A 23,830-nucleotide genomic window follows, 5' to 3' on the forward strand; every position below is an offset into this window, starting at 1 on the left:
ATTTGGCGGCTTGGCTCAATAGACAGGTTCCAGTCGGACGGAGGCTGGCGTGCTGTGCTTTTTCGCGGGGATCGCGATCAGCGAAATGAATGCCGACACGGCCCGGATCTGCGCGCCCAGCTTCTTCAGCCCTTTGGCTTCGGCCATATCGGCATTGGCCTTTTGCATCCGTTCCAACCCGCGCTGCCAGCGGGGGTGGTCGATGTCCAGCGTGATCGGGAAGATCTGTTCCGAGAGCTTGGAGGTCTTGGTGAACACCTCGTGGGCATACCAGTCGGGATCGACGCCAAGGGCCTTGTGGAAGGCTGGCCGTTGGTGGTCGCGCACATACATCGTGGAATAGACCGCCGTGAGGAAAAACTTGATCCAATAGACGTTCATGCCTTTGGTCAGCTTCGGGTCCGTCTTCATCAGCAGAGCAAAGGCCTCACCGTGGCTGAACTCGTCATTGCACCATTCCTCAAACCATTTGAAGATCGGGTGAAAGCGGTGTTCCGGGTGCGCCTCAAGATGGCGGAAGATCGTGATGTAGCGTGCGTAGCCGATCTTTTCCGACAGATAGGTGGCGTAGTAGATGAACTTGGGCCGGAAATACGTGTATTTCTTTTTCTGCGTCAGGAACCCGAGGTTCACGCGCAGACCCGCTTCGCGCAGCGCGTCATTGATGAAACCCGCGTGGCGTGCCTCGTCCCGCGCCATCAGCTGAAACAGTTGCGTGATGTCGGGGTTGTTACCGCGCCGCTTCATTTCCTTGTAGAGGACACAGCCCGAAAACTCGGCGGTGCAGGAGCTGATCAGGAAATCGATAAATTCCTTTTTCAGCTCGGGCTCCATCCCGTCCCAATCCACTTTGTCCCAATTCTCGTTTTTCTTGAAATGGCCGCGATTTGGGTCGGCTTCCATCTGCGCGATCAGGTTATCCCAATCAGCGCGCACCGGGGTGACGTCGATGCTGTCCAATTCGTCGAAATCGGTGGTGTAGAAGCGCGGCGTGAGCAGCGTGTTCTGCATCGCCGTCTCGGTGGCCATTTCGCTGGTATATTGCTGGTCCTGGGCTTCGGCGATGGCGAGGCCCTCTTCGACCGTGGTGGCGTCGGCGGTATGTTTGAGTGGAGCGTTCATAGTGTCACCTCTTCCGAGAAGGAAAATTCGCACAGTTCCATGACCTCGAAGTCGCCGGTCAGGCGGGTCCAGAGCCGTTCAACGGCGGAGGCACGGTAGATGATCGCCTCGCGATCCTCGGTCACGATCTCGCCGAAGGGGGCCATGATCTCGGGGCCTTGGACTTGCACTTCATCGCCGGGATAGATCACGGCACCGTTGTTGAGGCGCACATGCGCGTGAAGGCTTTCGAACTTGTGGCTGATCTCGACGGTACAGGGGGCCCGTTCGATCTCCTTTGTCAGTAGTCCCATGGTGGCTTCCTCCAATGGTTAGGGTGTGCTCAGCAACCTGGCGAAGGTGCGGAGATTTGTGGCGCCAAAGCCCATAAGCTCGGCGGACCAGTTGGTTTCGGGGTCATAAAGCGAGAGGCGGTTGCCCTCGCGCAGTCGCAGGATGACGGGGGCGGTCAGATCGGCACCCAGCTTGTTGCGTTCGCGGATAATCACGCGGTCGATGCCCGCGACAAAGCCGCCGCTTTCCGTGTCAAAGTCAGCCAGAAGCGCGCCGTTGCCGCCCAGCACGCGGGCCGCGCCAGAGGCTTCGCCCGAGATAAAGATCGTGCGTTCGGTCAGGATCTTGCCGTCGGCCGGTGCGCTTTCCAGCGGCCGGTCGGTGACCGAGGCGATGGTGACCAGCGCAAGGATCGCAAGGATCAGCGCCATGACGGCGCGCACCAGGATGCGCGGCACCAGCTCGTCTTCCTTGGCGTGGATGCGGGCGGGGGAGGAGGTGTCAGACATGGTCCTTACTCCGCCGCGACTGCGTTGAAATCAGGCGTATCTCGCTTGACCTGGGGCATGTTCACCCGTGCCTCTGCCGCGCGGGCGAGGATTTGGGCCACGTGAGCCGCATCGGGGATGCAGCGCAGCGCCGGTTGCGAGGGGCTGAACGTCCAGGGCCGTGCATGGGGCCAGAGCACCAGATGGCTGAGCCGGGTTTCACCCATTGTCTCAAGCGCGATGGTGCCGGTGCCGTCCTTGCGCAGGCTGAGGGCCGCATTGCCCACCTCGCGGTAGGGCAAGTTCAGCGTCAGCGTCAGGGCCGCCCCGATCCGCATCACAATACGCGCCGAGGTAATGGTGTAGACGGTGTTGGCCGCCTGAATTTTCGCCACTGCAATCAGCAGCACGCAGACCACGATGGCCAGCATCAGGAAAGGCACCGTGGCACCGATGGCCTGGCCCAGAGGCAGCACATCGACGACAGTGACAAAGCGCCAACCCATGAGCAGCACGAAATACCCGATCACCCAGTTCAGGTTCAGTGCCTCGCGGGCCAGAGCCATTGTGGACGGCTTGCCCCGCCACAGGATCTCTTCGCCTTCGGGGGGCTGTTCAGGCAGCCCTTCGATCGGCTCAATCTCAAAATCATCATGGGACATGGCGCACATTCCCCTTTTCGGTTTTGCTGTCATGCCCCGCGACCTGCGCCGCGGGGCGGTGATGGCTTAGATCTGTGGGTCTTGGCGTGCGGTGTCGGCGTACATGGTGCCGCCGCCGTAGTAGCCACAGATTTTATCCTCTTCGAGCAGTGTCACCTGGGTCGCGCTGGCCAGCGACGGGATGGTGGCGAAATGCTTGCCGTAGAGGCTCTTGATCTTGACCTGATCGCGCCAGATGCGAGCCAGCGTCAGGGGGACAAGGCGGTTGCCGGTGCCCCATTTGGGATCGAGCGTAAATTCGAGATAGCGGACCAGCTGCTCGGGTTCGTCGATCCACATGTCGACCACACGGCCCACGACCTCGCCATCGGCGGACATCACGGGCAGGCCACGTGGATCGGTGCCAGCGGCATGTCTGAACGCCTCATTGCCCGACATCGGGATGATCTTGGGATGGCCGTGGCCGTCAAGTTCGGGCACATCGCGGCGCGGTGCCCAGGACGCAGGCCCCACCCCGTCGATCATCGGGTCACCTGTGGGTTCCAGTGGATAGCCGTTGCCGGGCCCCACCCGTTTCAGCGCAATATCCGCCCGTTCAGGGGCCTGGCCCGATGGCACGGTCACTTCGCCCCGCCCATGAGGCAGTTTGAACGTCTTGTCCTCGGGCACGGGCCACATGCTGGGGTTGGATGATCGGTTGCCCTCGTCATCCTCCAGCGGATAGCCCTCGCGCATGTTTTCGCGCTGGATGTAGATGATCAGCGCGGCAAAGAAGATGTAGAAAAGCCAGAGCGACAGCGACGCAAGGTCGAATTCGCCAAAGAATGTTCCAGTCATGTCAGTTTCCTTTCCTGGACAAGGTCATGTGGGGAAGTCCGCGAGGCCCAGAGGCTGCGGCTTCTCCGCTTGGGTGAGGGGACCCGAAGTGCGCACGAGCGGTCCCAGGATGACGAGAGTGACAAAGAGCAAGCCAATCTCTGCATGGTAAACGAAGGAGTAGCCGGTGGCCGGCGTGTTGAGCGCCTCGCCCCAGGCGCCGGATTGGGCGATGGCCCCGATCCAGTCCCTGAGCGTGCCGCCCATCGCGATGGCAAGGCCCGCAGCGGTCGCCTGTGCGGCCCCCCAGGCGCCGAGCGCCAGACCCCGGCCCGCGTTGCCGCGTGCGGGCATCGTCATGGCGGCCGTCAGCGTAGAGACGGCGAACAGCCCGCTGCCGAACCCGATCAGGGTGGCCCCGGCGTAGAAAAGGATGTTGGCCTGCATGGGTGCGGCAAAGATCACCAGGCTGAAGGCCCAGATGCCTGCAAGGATGCCCATGCCTGCGAGCCGGTAAGCGTTCGAGCCTTTTGAGAGCCGTTGCCCGGCCCAGGCAAAGCCAATGAGCGCGCCTGCGGCCCAAAGTGCCGTCAGCAGCGTCGTGGCCGAGACCGACAGCCCCAGGATTTCGCCGCCGTAGGGTTCCAGCAGCACGTCCTGCATGTTGAAGGCGATGGTGCCCACAAAGACGCAGGCCAAGAGCCGTCCGGCCTGCCCGCCGCTGGCGTAATCGTTCCAGGCATCGCGGAACAGCGGGCGGGGTGTTTCACGCTCTGCCTTGGTGCTGGGGCGCACGGCCTCTTGCTTCCAAAGCGCGATAAGGTTGAGGATGACGCCTGCAACGGCGGCCCCCTGTACCACGCGGATCAGGCGCAAGTCACTGTAATTACTGAGAAGTCCACCGATGATGAGGGCCGAAATACCCATGCCCACAAGGAACATGACATACAGCAGCGCGACAACCCGGGGCCGGGTTTCGTCGGTCGCCCGGTCACTGGCCAGCGCCAGACCGGCGGTTTGCGTCATGTGCAGACCAAGGCCGGTCATGAGGAAGGCAAGGGCAGCCAGCACCTCGCCGGCAAAGGGAATTTCGTGGTAAACGTCGCCGCCCAGCACCAGCAGGGCAAAGGGCATGATCGCCAGCCCGCCAAACTGCCAGAGCGAGCCAAACCAGATATAGGGCACCCGTTTCCAGCCAATGGCGGATTTGTGAGTGTCGGAGCGGAAGCCCAAAAGCGCGCGGAAGGGCGCAATCAGCACCGGCAGCGCGATCATGAAGGCCACGATGCTGGCGGCGAGGCTCAGCTCCACGATCATCACCCGGTTCAGCGTGCCCAAAAGCATCACCGAGGCCATGCCCACCGACACCTGGAACAGCGACAGGCGCAGCAATTCCCCCAATGGCAGACCGTCAGAGGCCGCATCGGCAAAGGGCAGAACCCGTGTGGTGAACTGGCGCAACTGGCTCATGGGCGCAGCTCCATCGCTTCGGAAATGTAGAAACCCGATGTGATCCGGTCGACAGGGCGCAACATGCGGCGCACGCCCTGGGCCTTGGCGGCCTGGGCCAGTTTGGAATGCGCGTGCGGGATCATGACGGGCGAGCGGTCGGAGCGGGGGAAGGCCTTGCCTGCATACCACATCGCCATCAGCGCGGGCGTGCGCGGGGCGACAGTAAAGATGATCGGGCCGTTCACGCGTTTTTCCAGCGCGGCCAGATGCATCCCGATGTCATCGGCCGTGTAATAGATCAGGCTGTCCATGGCGATCATGGCGTCAAATTTGCCCAGCTTGGGGTCGAACATGTCGCCTGCATGGAACGTTACCTGACGGCGCAGCCCCTCGGGCAGGCGCAGCTGGGCGATGTCGATCAGCTGGGGCGAGATATCGACGGCTACGACTTGCGCGCCCCGCTCAGCCATTTCGATCGTGGCGGGGCCCGCGCCACATCCGGCATCAAGGATCCGCGCGCCGCGCAGGTCATCGGGCAGGCGGCTGAGCATCAGTTTGCGCATCCGGTCCCGCCCGGCCCGTACCGTTTCGCGAATACGCGACACGGGCGCGTCCGAGGTCAGACGCTCCCATGTCTTGGTCGCGGTGCGGTCGAAATAGGTTTCGACCCGGGCACGGGTTTGGTCGTAGGGCATCAATCGAATCCAAGCAGCTCAAAGATGTCGCGGTCTTCCATCGGGGCGGGGGCCAACCCTTCGGTTCCGTCATAGAGCAGGGCGGCCAGACGCATGTATTCGGCGCGGCAGCGCACGATGTCCTCGTCGTCGTCCATCTCGAAGAGGGTCTTTTTCTTGAGGCGGCTCCGCCGGATCGCATCCACATCGGGCATATGCGCGATGCGGTTGAAGCCCACGGTGTCGCAATAGCGGTCGACCTCGTTGGTTTCCTTGGACCGGTTGGCGACGCAGCCCGCAAGGCGGACCTTGTAATTTTTGGACTTGGCCTGGACCGCCGCGATGATCCGGTTCATTGCATAGATGCTGTCGAAGTCATTGGCCGTCACGATCAGGGCGCGGTCGGCATGCTGGAGGGGGGCGGCAAAGCCACCACAGACCACATCGCCCAGCACGTCAAAGATCACCACATCGGTCTCTTCGAGCAGGTGGTGCTGTTTCAGCAGCTTGACCGTCTGGCCCACCACATAGCCACCACAGCCGGTGCCTGCGGGTGGCCCGCCCGCCTCAACGCATTTTACGCCATTGAACCCTTCGGATACGAAATCCTCCGGGCGCAGTTCCTCGGGGTGGAAGTCCACCTCTTTCAGGATGTCGATCACCGTGGGCTGCAACATGCCTGTCAGCGTAAAGGTGCTGTCATGCTTGGGGTCGCAGCCGATTTGCAGCACCCGTTTGCCCAGCATCGAAAAGGCCGCCGACAGGTTCGACGAGGTGGTCGATTTGCCGATGCCGCCCTTGCCATAGACCGAGAACACCTTGGCGCCTTCGATCTTGGCGTCGGCATCCTGGTGGACCTGCACCGATCCTTCGCCGTCTTGGCCGCGAAGGTTTGGTGGATTTCTGTCGAGTGGGCTCATGAGAGGCTCCTGTTCAACGGGGCGCGCTGCCCGTGCTTCTTCTCTTGGAAAATACTCCCGCCGGAGGCTCCCATCATATGTCGGGGTGCTACGATCATTCGGCTGCGATCCCTTCAAGCTTGTCCTCAAGCGCGTCGGCCGCGTCCTGAAGGGCGGCCAGCGTTTCGGCGTCGGGCTGCCAATAATTGCGGTCCGACGCCTCAAGCAGCCGGTTGGCCATGCGCGAGGAGGCGGTGGGGTTCAGGTCGGCCAGGCGCTGACGCATCTCTTCGTCCAGCACAAAGGTCTCGGAAATTCGCTGGTAGACCCAATCGTCCACCTGGCCGGTGGTAGCCGACCAGCCCACGGTGTTGGTCACGTGGGCCTCGATCTGGCGCACGCCCTCGGCACCGTGCTTGAGCAGCCCCTCAAAGAATTTCGGGTTCAACGACCGCGAGCGCGTTTCAAGCGCCACCTGATCCTTGAGCGTGCGGACCTTGCCCGCTCCGCGTGTCTGGTCGCCAATGTAGACTGCCGCATCAGACCCGCGTGCCCGTTTCACGGCCCGGGCAATGCCGCCGAGCGTGTCGAAATAGTGATCCACCGTGGTCACGCCCAGTTCGACCGATTCGAGGTTTTGATAGGCGACCTCAACATCCGCCAGCGCCCGTTGCAGCAGCGCAGGGTTTGCCGCCGATTTGCCGTCAACGCCGTAGGCAAAGCTTTTGCGGTTCTCATAGGCATCCGCCAACTCGTCCTCGTCCCCGAATGCGGAGCTGTCGACCAGTTGGTTCACGTTGGATCCGTACGCCCCTTCGGCGTTGGAAAAGACACGCAAGCTGGCCGTCTCAATGTCGCAACCCTGCGCCTCGGCATAGGCCAGCGCGTGGGCGCGGATAAAATTCTGGTCCAGCGGCTCGTCGGCTTGCGCGCATTTCAACGCCGCCTCAGCCAGCATACGCGACTGCAAGGGCAGCAGATCGCGGAAGATACCTGAAAGCGTCATGATCACGTCGATGCGAGGGCGACCAAGGTCCTCAAGCGGGATCAGGTCGGCCCCGCAGAGCCGTCCAAAGCTGTCAAAGCGCGGCGTGCAGCCCATCAACGCCAGCGCCTGGGCAATCGGCCCGCCGTCGGATTTGATATTGTCCGACCCCCAAAGCACCAGCGCGATGGAGCGGGGCAGCGTCGGGTGTGTGTCGAGCAAAAGCTGCGCCTGTTTCATTCCGTCGCGGCAGGCAAAGGCCGTGGGCATACGGAAGGGGTCAAAGGCATGGATGTTGCGGCCCGTGGGCAGAATGTCGGTCGACCGGATCAGGTCACCGCCGGGCACGGGGGCGATGTATTTCGCGTCCAGCGCGTCCATGAGTGCGCCCAGCTCTGTCTCGTTCTGCAAAAGCGTATCGACGCGGGCGCGGGCCTCGGCATCTGCGTGCGGCATCAGGTCGAGATATTCCTCGCGCGCCGCATCGCTGATCGGCTTGCCCACCACGTGCAGGCCGTCGGGGATCAGCGCGTCCTCGGTTTCCAGCAGCTTGAGCCAGAGTGTTTCGGGGGCGGTGCCGCCCATGTCTACGGCCTCGGCCTGCTCTGCGATCAACTCTTCCAACTCGCCGCGCACCGGGTCGGCGGCATCCATGCCGCGCCAGCGCGTCAGGCTGTCCTTGAGTTCCGCCAGCCCCTTGTAGAGGCCCGATTGCGCCAAAGGCGGCGTAAGATGCGTGATCGTAACGGCGTTGGAACGCCGCTTGGCCAGCGACGCCTCGGACGGATTGTTGGCGGCATAAAGGTAGACATTGGGCATTTCGCCGATCAGGCGATCCGGCCAATCGCGCCCACTGGCGCCCGCCTGTTTGCCCGGCATGAATTCCAGCGCGCCGTGCATCCCGAAATGCAGCACCGCATCGGCACGGTAGGTATTGCGCAGCCAGAGATAGAAGGTGGCAAAGGCATGGGTTGGCGCGAACCCTGTTTCAAAGAGCAACCGCATCGGATCGCCCTCGTAGCCAAAGGCGGGCTGCACCCCGACAAAGATATTGCCCAACTCTGCGCCCAGGATGAACACCCCGCGCCCGTCCGATTGCACGCGCCCGGGGGCAGGCCCCCAAACGGCCTCGATCTCGGCCAGATATGGCGTGCCTCGCACGATGTCGTCGGCGCTGATATGGGCGGCCACGTTGGCCTCTTGCCCGTATTGGGCGGCGTTGCCTTGCAGGACTTTTGCGCGCAAATCGTCGACGGATGCAGGCAGATCAACAGTATAACCGCGCGCCTTCATCTCGGTCAACGTATTGAAAAGGCTCTCGAATACAGAAAGGTAAGCGGCGGTGCCGACGGCCCCAGCATTGGGAGGAAATCCGAAAAGGGCGATGGCGATCTTTTTGTCGGCGTTCTTGGCACGGCGCAGACGGCCCATCCGCTCCACTTTCTCGGCCAGCTTTTCGACACGCTCCGGGCAGGGGACCATCGCTTTGGCCTCGGCACCTGCGGCGCATTCATGGGCGCAACCGGCGCAGCCCTCTGGCCCCAAACGACCGCCAAAAACGGTGGGGGCCGTCGCCCCGTCCAACTCGGGCAGGGCCACTAGCATTGTGGTCTCAATCGGGCCAAGGCCGCCCGCATTCTCGGCCCACTGACCCAGGGTCTGGAATTCCAGCGAATGGGCCGCGAGGTAAGGGACATCGAGGTCGGAGAGCACTTTGATCGCTGCCACGTTGTCGTTGTAGGCAGGCCCACCCACCAGCGAAAACCCGGTCAGCGAAACCAACGCGGCGATCTTGCCGGTGAAATAGGTGTCGATGGCGGGGCGGGCATCAAGGCCGCCGGCAAAGGCGGGCAGAACCCGGATGCCGCGCGCCTCGAGGCTGCGGATGACGCCGTCATAATGCGCGGTGTCGCCGCTAAGGACATAGGACCGCAACATGACTACGCCGACGGTCATCTTGGCGCCCTTGGGGCCGGGAACATCGGCGGGGTCCACGGTGATCCGGTGAATAAGGTCGGGGTGATAAAGGCCCGTGTCGGGGTAGTCGATGGGCGCTGCTGCCTCTGGCGCATCGGCCCAGCCGGTGTCGCTGGCGTAGCGGTTCAGCAGGAACTGGATCATGGCGCGGACGTTGTCGTCGGACCCGCCCAACCAGTATTGCATGACAAGGAACCAGGCGCGCAGATCCTGCGCCTTGCCGGGCAGGAACTTGAGGATTTTCGGAAGGCGGCGCAGCATCGCCATCTTTTTCGCGCCGCTTTCGGTCGAGGGCTTGGACGATCCGCGCAGCCGCTTCATCAGCTTGCCCATGGTCGAGGGCGGGGCAGACATATCCAGGGTGCCCATGCGGGTCAGCTTGACGATCTCGGCATCGGCTACGATGCCGACCATGGCGTCACAGTGATCGCGGCGGGCCTGCAAGGCAGGCAGGATGCGGGCCACATGCTCCTCAAGAAAGAGGAGGTTCGAGATGATGATATCACCGTGGCGCACCGCCTCTTCGGCGGCCTCGAAAGCGCCGGGGGTCTCGCCCCATTCGGCGGCGGCATGTATTTGCAGATCAAGGCCGGGATAGTCCCGCTCCAGCACATCCATGGCCCGGCGGGCCGGGCCCGCGGCATGGCTGTCCAGCGTGATGACCACCACGCGGTAACCGGGCATGCGCCCTGTTATGCCGGTCTCATCGCGCATAATGGGCCTTGGCTTCGTAGAGGGTGTCGACGGAAATCTCGGCCACGCCGCGTTCGGTCGCAAAGGTCTCGGTATTGCGCCGCGCCTTGCCACGGACAAAGAACGGGATCTTCTTCAACTCCCGCTCTGCATCATCAAGCCAGATCACGCCAAAGGATGTGTTCTTCTTTTCTTCAGAAATACTCCCGGGGGTCTGGGGGGCTGGCCCCCCAGCATCTGCTACTTCTTGAGGCGCAGGTTTTGTATGTCCGCCGTGATGCGAGGCACCGGCGGCATCGTGAAACTCAAAGTCATCCCTGAACATGTGCAACAGATGCTCTTCGAGCCCCATGACCAGCGGATGAACCCAGGTGTCAAAGAGGACATTGGCCCCCTCGATCCCCATTTGGGGGGAATAGCGGGCCGGGAAGTCCTGAACGTGGACGGGGGCAGAGATGACGGCGCAGGGGATGCCCAGGCGTTTGCCGATGTGCCGCTCCATCTGGGTGCCAAGGATCATTTCGGGCTGGAGCGCTTCGATGGTGCGCTCGACCTCGAGGTAGTCGTCGGTGATGGTGGCGGTCAGGCCAAAATCCTTGGCCATGGCGCGCACGGGGCGGGCCATTTCGCGGTTGTAGCAGCCCATGCCGACCACTTCGAAGCCCATCTCGTCGCGGGCGACGCGGGCGGCGGCCAGAACGTGGGTGCCGTCGCCAAAGACGAAGACGCGTTTGCCGGTCAGATACGTGCTGTCCACGGATTTGGAGTACCAGGGCAGGCGCAGGCGGCTCTCATCCATATAAGGGACGACGCCGGTGATCTTGGCCACTTCGGCGATGAAATCGCGAGTGGCGCCGACGCCGATGGGCACGACGCGGGTATAAGGTTGGTCCAGTTCGCGTTCCATCCAGCGGGCGGCGGTCTCTGCCGTTTCGGGATACATCAGCACGTTGAAATGCGCGGCCCCCATGCGGGCGATGTCGCTGGGCGAGGACGTCATGGGCGCGACCACATTCACGCTGATCCCCATGTCGGAGAGGAGCGCGGTGACCTCTTGGATGTCGTCGCGGTGGCGGAAGCCGAGGGCGGTGGGGCCGATCAGGTTGGCGGTGATCTGTTTGGTCCGCTCCATCGGGCGGGCCAGTGCCTTGACGATCTGAAAGAACGTCTCGTCCGCGCCAAAGTTTTCCTTGCGCTGGTAGCTGGGCAGTTCCAGCGGGATCACCGGCACGGGCAGGCCCATGGTTTCGGCCATGCCGCCGGGGTCGTCCTGGATCAGCTCGGCCGTGCAGGAGGCCCCGACGATGATCGCCTCGGGCTTGAACCGGTCATAGGCGTCCTGTGCCGCCGTCTTGAACAGGTTGGCGGTGTCGGCGCCGAGATCGCGCGCCTGGAAGGTGGTGTAGGTCACCGGCGGGCGGTGGTTGCGCCGCTCGATCATGGTGAACAAGAGGTCGGCATAGGTGTCGCCCTGGGGGGCGTGCAGCACATAGTGCAGACCCGTCATGCCGGTGGCGACGCGCATCGCCCCCACATGGGGCGGGCCCTCATATGTCCAGACCGTCAGCTTCATTGTGCGTGGTCCATTTGAGTATTTTTGAAGAGAAGAAGCATCAGGGCGCCTCCAGTTTCAGGAGGTCGGCGCGCCGCAGGGGGCGGGAGAAGAGGCCCGCGAGGTCGCCAGCCTGTTCGTAGAAATGCACCGGGGTGAAGACCAGTTCGATGGCCCATTTTGTCGCCAGCCCATCCGCTTCGAGCGGGTTGGCAAGGCCGAGCCCGCAGACCGTGAGGTCGGGCCGCGCGGCGCGGGCGCGGTCAAGTTGCAGGTCGACGTCTTGCCCTTCGGAGATGGTCGGCCCTTCGGCAAGCATGTCGAGGTCGGGGCCGATGATGCCCTTGTGGATAAAGGGCGCGCTGACCTCGATCGCGTCCATCCCGCACTCGCGGGTGAGGAAGCGGGCAAGGGGGATTTCAAGCTGGCTGTCGGGGAAGAAGAAGACTGATTTGCCGTTGAGCGTTTCCGCCGCCTGACTGATCGCCTTGCGCGCCCGGGCGCGGGGGGCTGCGGTGACTTTTTCAAACAGGGCGGGATCGACGTTGAACTCGGTCGCGATGGCGGCGAGCCAGCCGGTGGTACCCTCATCCCCAAAGGGGAAGGGGGCGGGCAGGTGCCGTGCGCCGCGCCGGGTGAGCGCGTCATGGGTGTCGCCCAGGAAAGGTTGGGTCAGCGCGTAGACGGTGCCGGTGCCGACGCCCAGATCGTCGCTGGCGCGGGGGGCGGGCAGCACCTTGATCGGGCCGATGCCCATGGCCTCCAAAAGGCCGATGGCCTGTTCCTCGACCACGTCGGGCAGTGCGCCGACCAGCAGCAACTGCCGTTCGTCGGTTTTGGGCAGGACGGGGACCATGGAGGCAAGGCAGGCGTCTTCGCCCTGGGTGAATGTTGTTTCAATGCCGGAGCCGGAGAAGTTCAGCACGCGGACCGACGGCGCGTGGCGTTGCGTCATCCGCTCCGCCGCTTTGGACAGATCCAGCTTGATCACTTCGGACGGGCAGGAGCCCACAAGGAACAGCTGTTTGATGTCGGGGCGGCGCGCCAGCAGTTCGTCGACCACCTTGTCGAGTTCGTCCTGCGCATCTGCGAGGCCCGCTAGATCGGTTTCCTCAAGAATGGCAGTGCCAAAGCGGGGTTCGGCAAAGATCATCACGCCGGCCGCTGATTGCAGCAGGTGCGCGCAGGTCCGCGAGCCGATGACGAGGAAGAACGCGTCCTGCATCTTGCGGTGCAGCCAGATGATTCCGGTCAGACCGCAGAACACTTCGCGTTGGCCGCGCTGTTTGAGAATCGGCGTGTCACGGCAACCGCCGGACGCTGGAAGGCGGGGAAGTTCGGTCATGCGGTGGCCTCGATCGGGGTCGCGGCCTGGAGCCGGGCGGCGCGCAATTTGAGGATGAACTGGGCCGCGTTGATCACGTAAGTGCCATAGGCCGCCAGCGCGAGGAACATCAGCGCCTGTGGTGCTAAAGCGCCGGTGAAGAGCGCCCAGAGATAGGCGGTATGCAGGCCGATCACGAGAAAGGAAAAAACGTCTTCCCAAAAGAAGGCGGGGGCCAGAAGATATTGGCCAAAAACGATTTTTTCCCAGATTGCCCCGGTGATCATGATCACGTAAAGCACGCCGGTCTTGATCACGATGGAGACGGTGGCCACCTCGTAGCCCGCCCCGGTCATCAGGTAGCGGATTACCAGCACCAGCGAGATCAGAAACACCACGAATTGCAATGGCGCCAAGACCCCCTGAACCGGGGTCCAGATGGTGGCGTCACGGCGCGCGCGCTGCTCGGGCGTATAGAGCCCTTGCGATGCGGCGGTGTGGTGCGTCCTGTCGGACATATGGGGGAACCCTTTGCTTGGCTATTGATCCAAAGTATCGGTGTGCAGGGAAAAGTGTCAATTAAAACTTACAGTCTGGAAAAGGTTCCGTGTTTGCTGTGATTGACAGTGCCTTGGGTTGAAATCATCAACAAATTATGGAAAAAACCGGTTCTTTGGTGATTCAGGCGCTGTCTTGGGCGGCGCGATTTGGAAAAACTGTCAAATTCGGTTGACAACATGGGCCTCAGGGCAGACAATTTCGGCGAAATACGCGACTCTGATGCGCCAGAGTCGTCACCTGCGTTTCTACCGATTGGGGTAATTCATGACGCATGACGACACACGTGGCACGATGATGAACCCAGGGCCCTACCGGGACCTGGAGCCGCTTGCCTCCAAAGTGATCATGATGCTGTCTGAGCGCCAGGCGGTGACCCCTGCGGGCGCGCGTCAGGTGATTGTCGACTATTTGGTGCGCACGGCCCTGGCCAAGCGCGGCTTTGATCCGGTGCAGGTGATGCACGAGCTGCGTGGCCATCGGTTGACCGTGGATGCCGTGATAGACGTCTATATTCCCCAGTCCGCCGTGTGTTTGGGTGAAATGTGGATGGAGTCGGATATTGATTTCGCCGAAGTGACCATTGGGTCGCTGCGCCTGCAATCCTTGCTGATCGAAGCCAGCGTGGAGGTCGATCATCGCCCGTCTGTAGACACGGATGATGTCATGCATGCCCTTGTGGTGGTACCGGAGGCCGAACAGCATTTGCTGGGCGCCAATGTGGTGGCCGCCCAATTGCGTCGTTTGGGCTGCGAAGCGGCGGTGTCCATTTGCGAAACACCCAAGACTGTTGCCGCCCGCGTGACCTGTGATCAGCCCGATATGGTTCTGTTTACCTGCGCCCGGAGTGCGGCCCTTGATTCCATCGCCAGAACTGTTCAAAAGATACGGGAAAATACCCATCCAACCCCAGTTATCGCCCTGGGTGGCCCTGTCAGGGGCGACTTGGACGGAATGAGAGAGAAGGCGGGCGCAGACCTTATGACCAATACCGCAAAAGATGTGGTCAGTTTTTGTGCCAAGCGCAAGAAAGCCCTGGGCCAGGGATGACAACTGGCGGCAGCAATTTCTGGACCAGCGGGTCCGTTCCCTTGATCGAACCCGAGTTCTTGAGCAGCATCATTGGTGCGGCCTCGGATATTGCATTGGTCGTATCGGCAGAGGCCACCATTCTATCTGTTGTCATCAATACTCAGGACGACAGCTTTGGCAATTTGCGCCATTGGGAGGGCCGCCCCGTTGTCGACTTTCTGACCGAGGACAGCGTTGGCAAGTTTCTGACCGCCCATGACGCTTATCTGTCTGGTGTGGGTCCGAAAAAACCTCTTGAGCTGAACCATTCCGACAATGCGGTCTGGCAGTATCCTGTGCGCTATACCTTCCACCGCTTTGGCCATGAGGATGCCGTTTTGCTGTTGGGCCGTGACCTGCGCCCGATTGCCGAGACGCAGCAGCAGTTGGTTCAGGCGCAGATCGCGTTGGAACAGGGTTACGAGGCGCGGCGTGAGTTTGACGCCCGTTACCGCGTTGTGATGGCCAATGTGCAGGAGGCGGTTGTTTTTGTCTCTGCCCAGACCGGGCGGGTAGAGGATGCCAACGATCGTGCCGCCGCTTTGCTGGGCATGAAACCTGACACGTTGAATGGCGCGACCTTTGCCACCTTGTTTTCGGACCGATCGGGTGCAGAGCTGATCGAGAGCATGATGAACGCGACCTTGTCGGAGGATGCGGGCCCGGTCAAAGTTGTCTCTACCCGCACCCGCCAATCCCTGTCTCTTGACCCCATCGTGTTCCGCGCGGGCGGGCAGCGCATATTGATGTGTCGCATTCTGGGCGATGCAGACGCTTCGGAGTTGCCCGATACGACCTCTGGCCAGGCGGCGGCCTTGTTCCGTCAGACCAGCGACAGTGTTGTCTTTATCGACACCCGTGGCACTGTTCTTTCAGTCAACGAGGCGTTCCTTGATCTGGTCGGATCGGCCCATATGAGCGATGTCGTCGGCGTGACCCTGTCGGATTATTTCGCACGTGGCAAAATTGACCTCGATGTGATTTTGCAGAACACCGACAAGGCGGGCCAGATGCGCGCCTATGCCACCAAGCTGGTTAATGATCTGGGTTCTCGTGTGCCCGTCGAGCTTTCGGCGACCCTGCTGCAGGATCCGGACAGCCCCGTCATTGCCCTGATCCTGCGAGATGTCAGCCGTATGGAGGGCGTTCGCCGCACCGACGGGGCCACCGCCCTGCAAGACCCGGGCCATAACGTGATGGATCTGGTGGGCTCGTCCACCCTCAAGGATATTGTGGCCGAAACCACCGATGTCGTTGAAAAGATGTGCATCGAGACGGCTGTGACCCTGACCAACAACAACCGCGTTGCGGCGGCCGAGATGTTGGGCCTGTCGCGCCAGTCGCTTTACGTCAAGCTGCGCAAATACGGTTTGCTGGCCAAAGACTAAGGCCCCCTGACACAGCCCTTGCACCGACTCAAAGTGTCAGACATAGTTGACACTATGGATGTTAGCCAATCCTTACACGTGCGCCGTTTCCCTGAACCTGCGGCTGCGCTGCGTTTGATCAAGCCGATCACGTGGTTCCCGCCGATGTGGGCCTATGTGTGCGGGCTGATTGCGTCGGGCGCGTCGCCTGCGGGGCAGTGGCATCTGGTGTTGCTGGGTATTCTGCTGGCCGGTCCCATCGTGTGTGGGATGTCTCAGGCCGCGAATGACTGGTGCGACCGCCATGTGGACGCCATCAACGAACCTGACCGCCCGATCCCGTCGGGCCGCATTCCTGGCCGATGGGGCCTGTGGATCGCTTTGGCAATGTCTTGCCTTTCCCTCTTTGTCGGCTGGCAACTTGGCCCGTGGGGCTTTGGCGCGACTGTTGTGGGTGTGCTGGCGGCCTGGGCCTATTCGGCGGAACCTGTCCGCCTGAAGCGCTCTGGCTGGTGGGGTCCGGGCCTTGTGGGCCTCAGCTATGAAACCTTGCCCTGGGTTACGGGTGCTGCCGTTTTGTCGGCGGGTGCGCCACGTGCCGAGGTTCTTTTGATTGCATTACTCTACGGTGTCGGTGCCCATGGCATCATGACCCTCAACGATTTCAAGGCGCTGGAGGGCGACCGCCAGATGGGCGTGAATTCATTGCCTGTCACCCTTGGCCCACGCCGTGCCGCACAGGTTGCGTGTCTGGTGATGTCGGTGCCGCAGGCTGTTGTCCTCGGCTTGCTCTTTATGTGGGATCGCCCGTTTCATGCCGCTGGCGTCGCCGCTGTGCTGCTTGTCCAATTCTGGGCCATGACTGTCATGTTCAAGGACCCGCGCGCCAAGGCCCCTTGGTATAATGGCACCGGCGTGCTGCTTTATGTCTCTGGCATGATGATCGCCGCCTTTGCGCTCAGGGGGTTGGGATGAGTGTGGGGTGGTTGACTCTGGTCCGGCTTTGTCTGGTGAATGCCGCCATTGGGGGCCTCGCCGCATTGCCCTTGAACCTCTTTAACCGGTTGATGACGGTCGAGCTGGCCTTGCCCGCGCTGTTGCCCGGTTTGCTGGTGGCCTTGCATTATGGTGTGCAGCTGACGCGGCCCGTTTGGGGCCACCGTTCGGATATCAGGGGCGGGCGGACGCCGTTTATCCTGGGCGGGATTGCTGTTGTGGCGCTTGGCGTTGTGGGTGCGGCCTGGGGTATTCAACTGGCCGACACGTCGATGGTCTGGGCCTTTGCGGTTTGGTTTGTCGCCTACGCGGCGATTGGGTTGGGTATTGGCGCGGCGGGCACGTCCTTTCTGGCGCTGCTGGCCAGCGTGACGGGGCCGCGTAAAGGCGCGTCGGCCACCCTTGCTTGGCTGTTTTTGATTGCCGGTGCGATTTTTGCTTCTGTCGGGACGGGCATCGCGCTGGAGCCTTACAGTGCGGAACGCCTTGTGGGCGTCGTGAGCGTTGTGAGCCTGATTGCCTGTTTAATGTGTGTGATTGCGACCTGGCGGGTTGAGCGTGGATTGCCCGCAGCACCTGTTGTCGATGACATCCCTTTGATGGAGGGGCTGCGCAGCACCTGGGCCGATCCGGTGGCGCGCAAGTTTACCGGCTTTGTCTTCCTGTCGATCCTCGCCTTTTTCCTGTCGGAACTGATTTTCGAACCGTTTGCGGGCCATATCCATGGCCTCAGCCCCGAGGACAGCACCAAGCTGTCCGGGGGCAAGGACGGTGCGGCCCTGTTGGGAATGATCGCCGCCGGGATGCTGTCGCATTTCGCCATTGGCAGCTTGCGGTTCTGGGCGGTGACGGGTTGCGTCTTGTCCGCAGCGGGCCTGATGGGTTTCGCCACCGGGCTGCCGCTGGTGCCGAGCACGGTTGTGCTGGGCCTCGGCAATGGCCTCTTTGTCGTTGGCGCGGTTGGGTCGATGATGCAACTGGCCGCCGCGCGGGCCGAGGCGGCGGGCACCCGCATGGGTGTCTTTGGCGCAGCACAAGCGATTGCGGCGGGGCTTGCCGGGCTTTTGGCGACCAGTACGCTGGACCTGACCCGCCTGATCATGACCGATGCGGCCGCCTATGCAGCGGTGTTCACACTTGAGGCGGCGCTGTTTCTGGCGGCGGCCTTTGTGGCGGCCCGCGTGATGCGCGAGGCCCATGAAATGACTGATGTAACCTTGGTTCCGGGGGAATAGAGACATGTATGATGTAGTCGTTGTGGGCGGAGGCCCAAGCGGGGCCACCGCTGCCGAAGATCTGGTGCGCTCGGGCCATTCGGTCGCTTTGCTGGACCGCGAGGGGCGGATCAAGCCCTGTGGCGGGGCCATTCCGCCGCGCCTGATGCAGGACTTTCACATCGGTGACGAACAGCTTGTGGCCAAGGTGAATACGGCGCGCATGATTTCGCCCACCGGGCGGCATGTGGATATTCCGATCGAAAACGGTTTTGTGGGCATGGTCGATCGCAAGGATTTCGACCCTTTTCTACGTCAGCGCGCGGCAGAGGCGGGGGCCGAGTATTTCACCGGCACTTTTGTGAAAATCGAACGCCCCAATGGCACGCCGGTCGTGATCTACCGCGACAAGGAAACCCAAGAAACGCGTGAACTGCCATGTAAGCTGGTGATCGGGGCCGATGGGGCCAAATCCCGTGTGGGTCTGGCCGAGGTCAAGGATGCCGACAAGGTGCCGCTGGTCTTTGCCTATCACGAGATCATCAAGGCCCCGGCCAAGACCGAAGTGTACGATCCCGTCCGCTGTGACGTGATTTATGACGGTGCGATTTCACCCGACTTTTATGGCTGGGTCTTTCCCCATGGGGACAGTGCGAGTGTCGGCATGGGGTCGGAATTGAGTTCCGTGAACCTCAAGCAGGCGACGGCCGACCTGCGCGCCGCCTCTGGCCTGACCGATTGCGAGACGTTGCGCCGCGAGGGTGCGCCCATTCCGCTAAAGCCCATGGACCGCTGGGACAATGGCAAGGATGTTGTGCTGGCCGGTGATGCCGCTGGCGTGGTCGCCCCATCCTCGGGCGAGGGGATTTACTATGCGATGGTGGGGGGCCGGGTGGCCGCGACCGCCTGTGCGGCGACTTTGGCCTCGGGCCGGGCAAAGGATTTGCGGCTGGCCCGCAAGCTGTTCATGCGTGAGCACAAGATGGTGTTCCGGGTTCTCGCCTCGATGCAGAACGCTTATTACCGCAGCGACGACCGCCGCGAGCGTTTTGTCTCGCTCTGCCATGATGTGGATGTGCAGCGCCTCACCTTTGAGGCCTATATGAACAAGAAACTGGTGCGCGCGCGCCCCATGGCCCATATCAAGATCGGCATCAAGAACATGTGCCACCTGACCGGATTGGTGAAAGCGAACCACGTATGAGCATCATGATCCCCGCCTGGATTGACGGCACGCTGGTGCCTGTTGAAAAGCTTGAAGCCCATCAGCGGGGCCTTAAGCACAAGGCGGTATCGGTGTTCGTGATCCGGGGCACGAAAGTGCTGCTGCAACAGCGCGCGATGGAGAAATACCATACGCCGGGGTTGTGGGCGAACACGTGTTGCACCCATCCCGACTGGGATGAGGCGCCGGATGATTGCGCCGTGCGCCGCCTGGATGATGAGCTGGGGATCAAGGGCCTGCCGCTGGAGCATCGCCACCACCTGGAATACCGCGCCGATGTGGGGGGCGGGTTGATCGAGCATGAGGTTGTCGAAGTCTATGTCGGTCATGCGCCGGACGACATGGTGATGGTGCCCAATCCGGATGAGGTCATGGCCACCGAATGGGTTGAATATACCGATCTGCAAGCGGCGATTGCGGGTTACCCCGAACGCTTTACCCCCTGGCTGCGCATATACATGACCGAGCATGTGGCCACGATCTTTGGCGCGGATTTGGTACAGGCCTGAGCCTGGGTTAGATCGTCAGCACGAGGGGGCAGTGATCTGAGACCTCGGGGTCGTAGACCACATCGAAGTTGCGCACGGCATCTGTTTCATTGATCAGCATATAATCGGCAAATCGCCCCGGTTTCTTGTACTGGGCATTGCGGGTGCTTGTAAATCCGCACCCAAGGACCAGTTCGGACAAACCGGCCTGTGACAAAATTGCGAGCGTTTCACTGTCGGGTTCGACGTTGAAATCGCCGCAGACCACTTGCACGTCACCGGGTTCCGACACCTGTTCGACCATCTGCAAAAGCCGCTTTGCCTGCGCGGCCCGCGCGGGCGTGTCCATCTTGCCCATCAGATCCCGTAGTCCGTGCATATGGGTTACGCTGACAAACCGCCGCGCGATGTCGTCATAGACCCGCACCCCATGCGCGCTGCGCGAGCGGGGGTGATCGCCGTAGCCGTCGGGGGAATAGGATTTGTGCACGAACCCCTGTACCTGACCGACGATGGGCAGCGATTTGTGCACAAAGGTTGCGAGGCCCCATTGTGACGGCACGGATTGATCCGCGTCCCACAACACGCCCTGCGCGGCGGGGCAGAAAAAGGCCATGTGATCGGGCAGGGCGCGACATACGTCACGAAAGAAATTCGCCCGCTGTGGCAGGATGTGATCGCCGTCTTTGTAGGTCAGCCAATCCTTGTCCGAGGCAGGGCTGTGCACCACCTCTTGCAGGCACAAGATGTCGGGGACGGTTGTTGCGACATAGGGCAACAGCCGGTTATGCAGCTTGCCGCCCCATCCGTTCAAACACATGATGTCCATTATGACCCCCACCTGCTCTGTTGTGCGACAGTTGCCGTATTCGGGACATTCCGCAAGAGACGCGCTAGCGCTAACGATTGAAGCCCTGGGAAGTTCGGCCTACAACGTCCCCAAGAACTCAGGGGAGGGCACGGCGTGGCGGACGACAAGGTTTTCGACCTTTTCATCATTGGTGGCGGGATCAATGGCTGCGGCATTGCCCGGGATGCGGCCGGCCGTGGCCTGAATGTGGGTCTGGCCGAAGCGGGCGATCTGGGCGGTGCAACCTCTTCGGCGTCGACCAAGCTGTTTCACGGCGGCCTGCGTTACCTTGAGTTTTTCGAGTTCGGGCTGGTGAAGTCCTCGCTCAAAGAACGCGAAGTCCTGCTCAAGGCGATGCCTCATATCAGCTGGCCCATGCGCTTTGTTCTGCCCTATGCCAAGGACATGCGGTTCGACAGCGAAACGCCGACGTCGCGCCTTTTGGGGTGGGTCATGCCCTGGATGAAAGGGCGAAGGCCCGCATGGCTGATCCGCCTGGGTCTGTTCCTTTATGACAATCTGGGCGGGCGCGAGATTTTGCCGGGAACCAAGACCCTGGATCTGAGATCGGCCCCCGAGGGCGCGCCCCTCAAGGACCGCTTCAAGATGGCCTATGAATATAGTGACTGCTGGGTCGAGGATTCGCGACTGGTCATGCTGAACGCGCGCGACGCCGAGGCGCGCGGCGCCACGATCCTGACCCGTTGCCCCGTCACAAGTGCCGAGCGCGATGGCGATCTGTGGAAGATTGAGACCGAAAAGGGCACGTTCCGCGCCAAGGCGCTGGTCAATGCGGGCGGCCCCTGGGTCGCTGACATCCTGACCGGCGTGATGCGCCAGAACACCCAACACGCGATCCGGTTGGTGCGGGGCAGCCATATCGTGACCAAGCGGCTGTATGACCACGACAAGGCGTATTTCTTTCAGGGCACCGATGGGCGCATCATCTTTTCCATTCCATATGAGCAGGACTTTACCCTGATCGGGACCACCGATGCGGATCATGATGATCCGGATACCAAGCCCACGATCAGTGATGCAGAGCGTGACTATCTTTGTGCCTTTGCGACCGAGTATTTCAAACAGCCGGTGACGCCCGACGATGTGGTCTGGACCTATTCGGGTGTGCGCCCGTTGTACGACGATGGCGCGGCGTCGGCCACGGCGGCGACGCGGGATTATGTGCTGGCGCTGGATACCAATGGCGCGCCGCTGCTGAGCGTCTTTGGCGGCAAGATCACCACCTATCGCAAGCTGGCCGAACAGGCGCTGGCCAAGATGGAGTTGGGGCAACCCTGGACCGCGGGCGTGGCCCTGCCGGGGGGCGATTTTGCGGTGAAGGATGTGGGCAAGCTGCGCGATCAGCTGATGGCGGAGTATCCGTTTCTGGACGAGAAATGGGCCGCCCGCCTGATCCGTGCCTATGGAACCGAAGCCCGCGATGTGATGGGCGGGGCCAAGACGGCCGCCGATCTGGGCCCCGACTTTGGCGCCACATTGACGGGGGCCGAGTTGAAATGGATGATATCGCGCGAATACGCGCTGGCGGGGGATGATGCGCTGTGGCGGCGCACTAAGCTGGGCTTGCGTCTGACCGAAGATCAGCGCGCCGCCGTGAACGACTGGATGAAGGAAAACGCCGCATGACCCATATTCTGGCCATTGATCAGGGCACCACGTCCTCGCGCGCCATTGTGTTTGACGGCGATATGAAACCGATTGCCTCTGCGCAGGAAGAGTTTGAACAGCATTTCCCGGCCAGCGGATGGGTGGAACATGACCCGGCTGACCTTTGGGCGACGGTGCAATCGACCTGCAAGGCGGCGCTGGACAAGGCCGGTCTTGGTGCGGGCGACATTGCCGCCATCGGCATCACGAACCAGCGCGAAACCACTGTGATCTGGGACGCAGAGACCGGCGCGCCCCTGCACAACGCCATCGTCTGGCAAGACCGTCGCACCGCCGAGATGTGTGAAGGCCTGCGCGCCGACGGTCATGGTGAGACGGTGACGGCTGTGACGGGCCTGCTGCTTGATCCCTATTTCAGCGCGACCAAGGTCAAATGGATCCTTGATCAGAACGAAGGATCGCGGGCGCGGGCGGCGGCGGGCAAACTGCTTTTCGGGACGGTCGACAGTTTCCTGATCTGGCACATGACCGGGGGCAAACGCCATGTGACGGATGCCACGAATGCGGCCCGCACGATGCTGTATGACATTCACAAAGGAGCGTGGAGCACTGAAATGTGTGCCATGCTCGACATCCCGATGAAGATGCTGCCCGAAGTGCTGGATTGTGCTGCCGAATTTGGCACCACCGACCTTTTGGGTGGTCAGACCCGTATCTTGGGCGTGGCGGGGGACCAGCAGGCGGCGACTATCGGACAGGCCTGTTTTCAGCCCGGCATGTTGAAGTCCACCTATGGGACGGGTTGTTTTGCCCTGCTCAACACCGGCGACACGCCAACGCGGTCGCAAAACCGATTGCTGACCACCGTAGCCTATCAACTGGACGGCAAACCGACCTATGCGCTGGAGGGATCGATCTTTGTCGCGGGGGCTGTGGTGCAGTGGTTGCGCGATGGGCTGGGTGTCATCGAGACGGCGTCACAGACGCAGGCCCTGGCCGAAGAGGGCCGGGGTGATGTGACCCTGGTACCTGCCTTTACCGGTCTTGGCGCGCCTTATTGGAACCCCGATTGCCGGGGGGCTGTTTACGGCCTGACCCGCGACACGAACCCCGCCGACATGGCCCGGGCCGCGCTGGAAAGCATCGGCTTTCAGACCCGCGACCTGTGGGAGGCGATGCGCGCTGATTGGCCCGATGGTGGCGACGCGGTGCTACGCGTCGATGGCGGGCTGAGCGCAAATGACTGGGCGATGCAGTTCCTGTCGGACATGCTGGGCGCGCCGGTGGATCGGCCTGCGGGTCTTGAGACGACGGCCCTGGGAGCGGCATGGTTGGCGGGCATGTTTGCGGGGGTCTATCCCGACATGGACGGGTTCGCGGCAACTTGGGCGCGGGACGCGCGGTTTGATCCGGTGATGTCGGCAAGCGACCGCGACGCGCTTTATGGACGCTGGCAACGGGCGGTTGCGGCGACGCAGGCAGTGTGATGCCGCTGCGGCTGTAATCAGGATTATG

21 protein-coding genes are annotated in these 23,830 nt (G+C 62.1%); 8 read left to right on the top strand and 13 right to left on the bottom strand.

Features of this window, described 5'->3' with window-relative positions; all coding sequences use genetic code 11:
* Positions 1-15 precede the first annotated feature (15 nt).
* The 12 genes from acsF to bchF all read right to left on the bottom strand — a co-directional run bounded on the left by acsF (position 16) and on the right by bchF (position 13,435).
* Entirely contained in the window at positions 16-1,122 is a 1,107-nt protein-coding gene (acsF, locus tag Q1A44_RS20540; RefSeq protein ID WP_299629018.1) for a magnesium-protoporphyrin IX monomethyl ester (oxidative) cyclase, read from the bottom strand.
* Complete coding sequence (locus tag Q1A44_RS20545; RefSeq protein WP_299629020.1) at positions 1,119-1,415, bottom strand: hypothetical protein; 297 nt, start codon at positions 1,413-1,415, stop codon at positions 1,119-1,121. The genes acsF and Q1A44_RS20545 overlap by 4 nt, the downstream gene beginning before the upstream one ends.
* Positions 1,416-1,433: 18 nt before the next feature.
* Positions 1,434-1,904: a photosynthetic complex assembly protein PuhC gene (puhC, locus tag Q1A44_RS20550; RefSeq protein WP_299629022.1), complete on the bottom strand. Its 471-nt coding sequence runs from the start codon at positions 1,902-1,904 to the stop codon at positions 1,434-1,436.
* Positions 1,905-1,909: 5 nt separating this feature from the next.
* Complete coding sequence (puhB, locus tag Q1A44_RS20555) at positions 1,910-2,545, bottom strand: photosynthetic complex putative assembly protein PuhB (protein WP_299629024.1); 636 nt, start codon at positions 2,543-2,545, stop codon at positions 1,910-1,912.
* A gap of 66 nt (positions 2,546-2,611) precedes the next feature.
* Positions 2,612-3,382, bottom strand: a complete 771-nt coding sequence (gene puhA / locus Q1A44_RS20560; protein ID WP_299629026.1) for a photosynthetic reaction center subunit H — start codon at positions 3,380-3,382, stop codon at positions 2,612-2,614.
* Between the two features lie 24 nt (positions 3,383-3,406).
* Positions 3,407-4,831 carry a PucC family protein gene (locus Q1A44_RS20565; protein ID WP_299629028.1) on the bottom strand — a complete coding sequence of 475 codons (1,425 nt, stop codon included), beginning with the start codon at positions 4,829-4,831 and terminating at the stop codon, positions 3,407-3,409.
* Complete coding sequence (gene bchM / locus Q1A44_RS20570) at positions 4,828-5,508, bottom strand: magnesium protoporphyrin IX methyltransferase (protein ID WP_299629030.1); 681 nt, start codon at positions 5,506-5,508, stop codon at positions 4,828-4,830. Before bchM ends, Q1A44_RS20565 begins: the two co-directional genes overlap by 4 nt.
* A complete protein-coding gene (gene bchL, locus Q1A44_RS20575) occupies positions 5,508-6,407 on the bottom strand; it encodes a ferredoxin:protochlorophyllide reductase (ATP-dependent) iron-sulfur ATP-binding protein (protein WP_299629032.1) in 900 nt (299 codons plus the stop codon). Before bchL ends, bchM begins: the two co-directional genes overlap by 1 nt.
* Before the next feature lie 94 nt (positions 6,408-6,501).
* Positions 6,502-10,062 (bottom strand): magnesium chelatase subunit H, encoded by a 3,561-nt coding sequence (locus tag Q1A44_RS20580; protein WP_299629034.1) that lies wholly within the window; start codon positions 10,060-10,062, stop codon positions 6,502-6,504.
* A complete protein-coding gene (bchB, locus tag Q1A44_RS20585; RefSeq protein WP_299629036.1) occupies positions 10,052-11,614 on the bottom strand; it encodes a ferredoxin:protochlorophyllide reductase (ATP-dependent) subunit B in 1,563 nt (520 codons plus the stop codon). The genes Q1A44_RS20580 and bchB overlap by 11 nt, the downstream gene beginning before the upstream one ends.
* 40 nt (positions 11,615-11,654) lie before the next feature.
* Positions 11,655-12,938: a ferredoxin:protochlorophyllide reductase (ATP-dependent) subunit N gene (locus Q1A44_RS20590; protein WP_299629038.1), complete on the bottom strand. Its 1,284-nt coding sequence runs from the start codon at positions 12,936-12,938 to the stop codon at positions 11,655-11,657.
* A complete protein-coding gene (gene bchF / locus Q1A44_RS20595) occupies positions 12,935-13,435 on the bottom strand; it encodes a 2-vinyl bacteriochlorophyllide hydratase (protein WP_299629041.1) in 501 nt (166 codons plus the stop codon). Before bchF ends, Q1A44_RS20590 begins: the two co-directional genes overlap by 4 nt.
* Positions 13,436-13,742: 307 nt before the next feature.
* On the opposite strand from bchF, the gene Q1A44_RS20600 reads away from it, so the two are divergent.
* Genes Q1A44_RS20600 through idi form a run of 6 tightly spaced genes read left to right on the top strand, consistent with a single transcriptional unit; the run spans position 13,743 to position 19,857 of the window.
* Positions 13,743-14,525, top strand: a complete 783-nt coding sequence (locus Q1A44_RS20600) for a cobalamin-dependent protein (protein ID WP_299629043.1) — start codon at positions 13,743-13,745, stop codon at positions 14,523-14,525.
* A gap of 59 nt (positions 14,526-14,584) precedes the next feature.
* A complete protein-coding gene (gene ppsR, locus Q1A44_RS20605) occupies positions 14,585-15,934 on the top strand; it encodes a transcriptional regulator PpsR (RefSeq protein WP_299629046.1) in 1,350 nt (449 codons plus the stop codon).
* Positions 15,935-15,988: 54 nt separating this feature from the next.
* Positions 15,989-16,888 (top strand): chlorophyll synthase ChlG, encoded by a 900-nt coding sequence (chlG, locus tag Q1A44_RS20610; RefSeq protein WP_299629048.1) that lies wholly within the window; start codon positions 15,989-15,991, stop codon positions 16,886-16,888.
* Positions 16,885-18,144 (top strand): MFS transporter, encoded by a 1,260-nt coding sequence (locus tag Q1A44_RS20615; protein ID WP_299629050.1) that lies wholly within the window; start codon positions 16,885-16,887, stop codon positions 18,142-18,144. Before chlG ends, Q1A44_RS20615 begins: the two co-directional genes overlap by 4 nt.
* Positions 18,145-18,148: 4 nt before the next feature.
* Positions 18,149-19,327, top strand: coding sequence for a geranylgeranyl diphosphate reductase (locus tag Q1A44_RS20620; protein WP_299629052.1), 1,179 nt, complete (start codon positions 18,149-18,151; stop codon positions 19,325-19,327).
* Positions 19,324-19,857, top strand: a complete 534-nt coding sequence (idi, locus tag Q1A44_RS20625) for an isopentenyl-diphosphate delta-isomerase (protein ID WP_299629054.1) — start codon at positions 19,324-19,326, stop codon at positions 19,855-19,857. The genes Q1A44_RS20620 and idi overlap by 4 nt, the downstream gene beginning before the upstream one ends.
* Before the next feature lie 7 nt (positions 19,858-19,864).
* Here the strand turns inward: idi and Q1A44_RS20630 are convergent, their stop codons facing one another.
* Positions 19,865-20,665, bottom strand: a complete 801-nt coding sequence (locus Q1A44_RS20630; protein ID WP_299629056.1) for an endonuclease/exonuclease/phosphatase family protein — start codon at positions 20,663-20,665, stop codon at positions 19,865-19,867.
* A 135-nt stretch (positions 20,666-20,800) separates the two neighbouring features.
* Between Q1A44_RS20630 and glpD the strand changes: the two genes are divergently transcribed.
* Positions 20,801-22,333, top strand: coding sequence for a glycerol-3-phosphate dehydrogenase (gene glpD, locus Q1A44_RS20635; RefSeq protein ID WP_299629058.1), 1,533 nt, complete (start codon positions 20,801-20,803; stop codon positions 22,331-22,333).
* Positions 22,330-23,802, top strand: coding sequence for a glycerol kinase GlpK (glpK, locus tag Q1A44_RS20640; protein WP_299629060.1), 1,473 nt, complete (start codon positions 22,330-22,332; stop codon positions 23,800-23,802). The genes glpD and glpK overlap by 4 nt, the downstream gene beginning before the upstream one ends.
* Positions 23,803-23,830 lie beyond the last annotated feature (28 nt).

Origin of the sequence: uncultured Tateyamaria sp., from assembly GCF_947503705.1 — a bacterium.
Classification (GTDB): Bacteria; Pseudomonadota; Alphaproteobacteria; order Rhodobacterales; family Rhodobacteraceae; genus Tateyamaria.

Bases quoted from the DNA above. Each gene is read 5' to 3' on its own strand.
- acsF (WP_299629018.1), bottom strand. From the start codon at position 1,122: ATGAACGCTCCACTCAAACATACCGCCGACGCCACCACGGTCGAAGAG.
- Q1A44_RS20545 (WP_299629020.1), bottom strand. From the start codon at position 1,415: ATGGGACTACTGACAAAGGAGATCGAACGGGCCCCCTGTACCGTCGAG.
- puhC (WP_299629022.1), bottom strand. From the start codon at position 1,904: ATGTCTGACACCTCCTCCCCCGCCCGCATCCACGCCAAGGAAGACGAG.
- puhB (WP_299629024.1), bottom strand. From the start codon at position 2,545: ATGTCCCATGATGATTTTGAGATTGAGCCGATCGAAGGGCTGCCTGAA.
- puhA (WP_299629026.1), bottom strand. From the start codon at position 3,382: ATGACTGGAACATTCTTTGGCGAATTCGACCTTGCGTCGCTGTCGCTC.
- Q1A44_RS20565 (WP_299629028.1), bottom strand. From the start codon at position 4,831: ATGAGCCAGTTGCGCCAGTTCACCACACGGGTTCTGCCCTTTGCCGAT.
- bchM (WP_299629030.1), bottom strand. From the start codon at position 5,508: ATGCCCTACGACCAAACCCGTGCCCGGGTCGAAACCTATTTCGACCGC.
- bchL (WP_299629032.1), bottom strand. From the start codon at position 6,407: ATGAGCCCACTCGACAGAAATCCACCAAACCTTCGCGGCCAAGACGGC.
- Q1A44_RS20580 (WP_299629034.1), bottom strand. From the start codon at position 10,062: ATGCGCGATGAGACCGGCATAACAGGGCGCATGCCCGGTTACCGCGTG.
- bchB (WP_299629036.1), bottom strand. From the start codon at position 11,614: ATGAAGCTGACGGTCTGGACATATGAGGGCCCGCCCCATGTGGGGGCG.
- Q1A44_RS20590 (WP_299629038.1), bottom strand. From the start codon at position 12,938: ATGACCGAACTTCCCCGCCTTCCAGCGTCCGGCGGTTGCCGTGACACG.
- bchF (WP_299629041.1), bottom strand. From the start codon at position 13,435: ATGTCCGACAGGACGCACCACACCGCCGCATCGCAAGGGCTCTATACG.
- Q1A44_RS20600 (WP_299629043.1), top strand. From the start codon at position 13,743: ATGACGCATGACGACACACGTGGCACGATGATGAACCCAGGGCCCTAC.
- chlG (WP_299629048.1), top strand. From the start codon at position 15,989: ATGGATGTTAGCCAATCCTTACACGTGCGCCGTTTCCCTGAACCTGCG.
- Q1A44_RS20615 (WP_299629050.1), top strand. From the start codon at position 16,885: ATGAGTGTGGGGTGGTTGACTCTGGTCCGGCTTTGTCTGGTGAATGCC.
- Q1A44_RS20620 (WP_299629052.1), top strand. From the start codon at position 18,149: ATGTATGATGTAGTCGTTGTGGGCGGAGGCCCAAGCGGGGCCACCGCT.
- idi (WP_299629054.1), top strand. From the start codon at position 19,324: ATGAGCATCATGATCCCCGCCTGGATTGACGGCACGCTGGTGCCTGTT.
- Q1A44_RS20630 (WP_299629056.1), bottom strand. From the start codon at position 20,665: ATGGACATCATGTGTTTGAACGGATGGGGCGGCAAGCTGCATAACCGG.
- glpK (WP_299629060.1), top strand. From the start codon at position 22,330: ATGACCCATATTCTGGCCATTGATCAGGGCACCACGTCCTCGCGCGCC.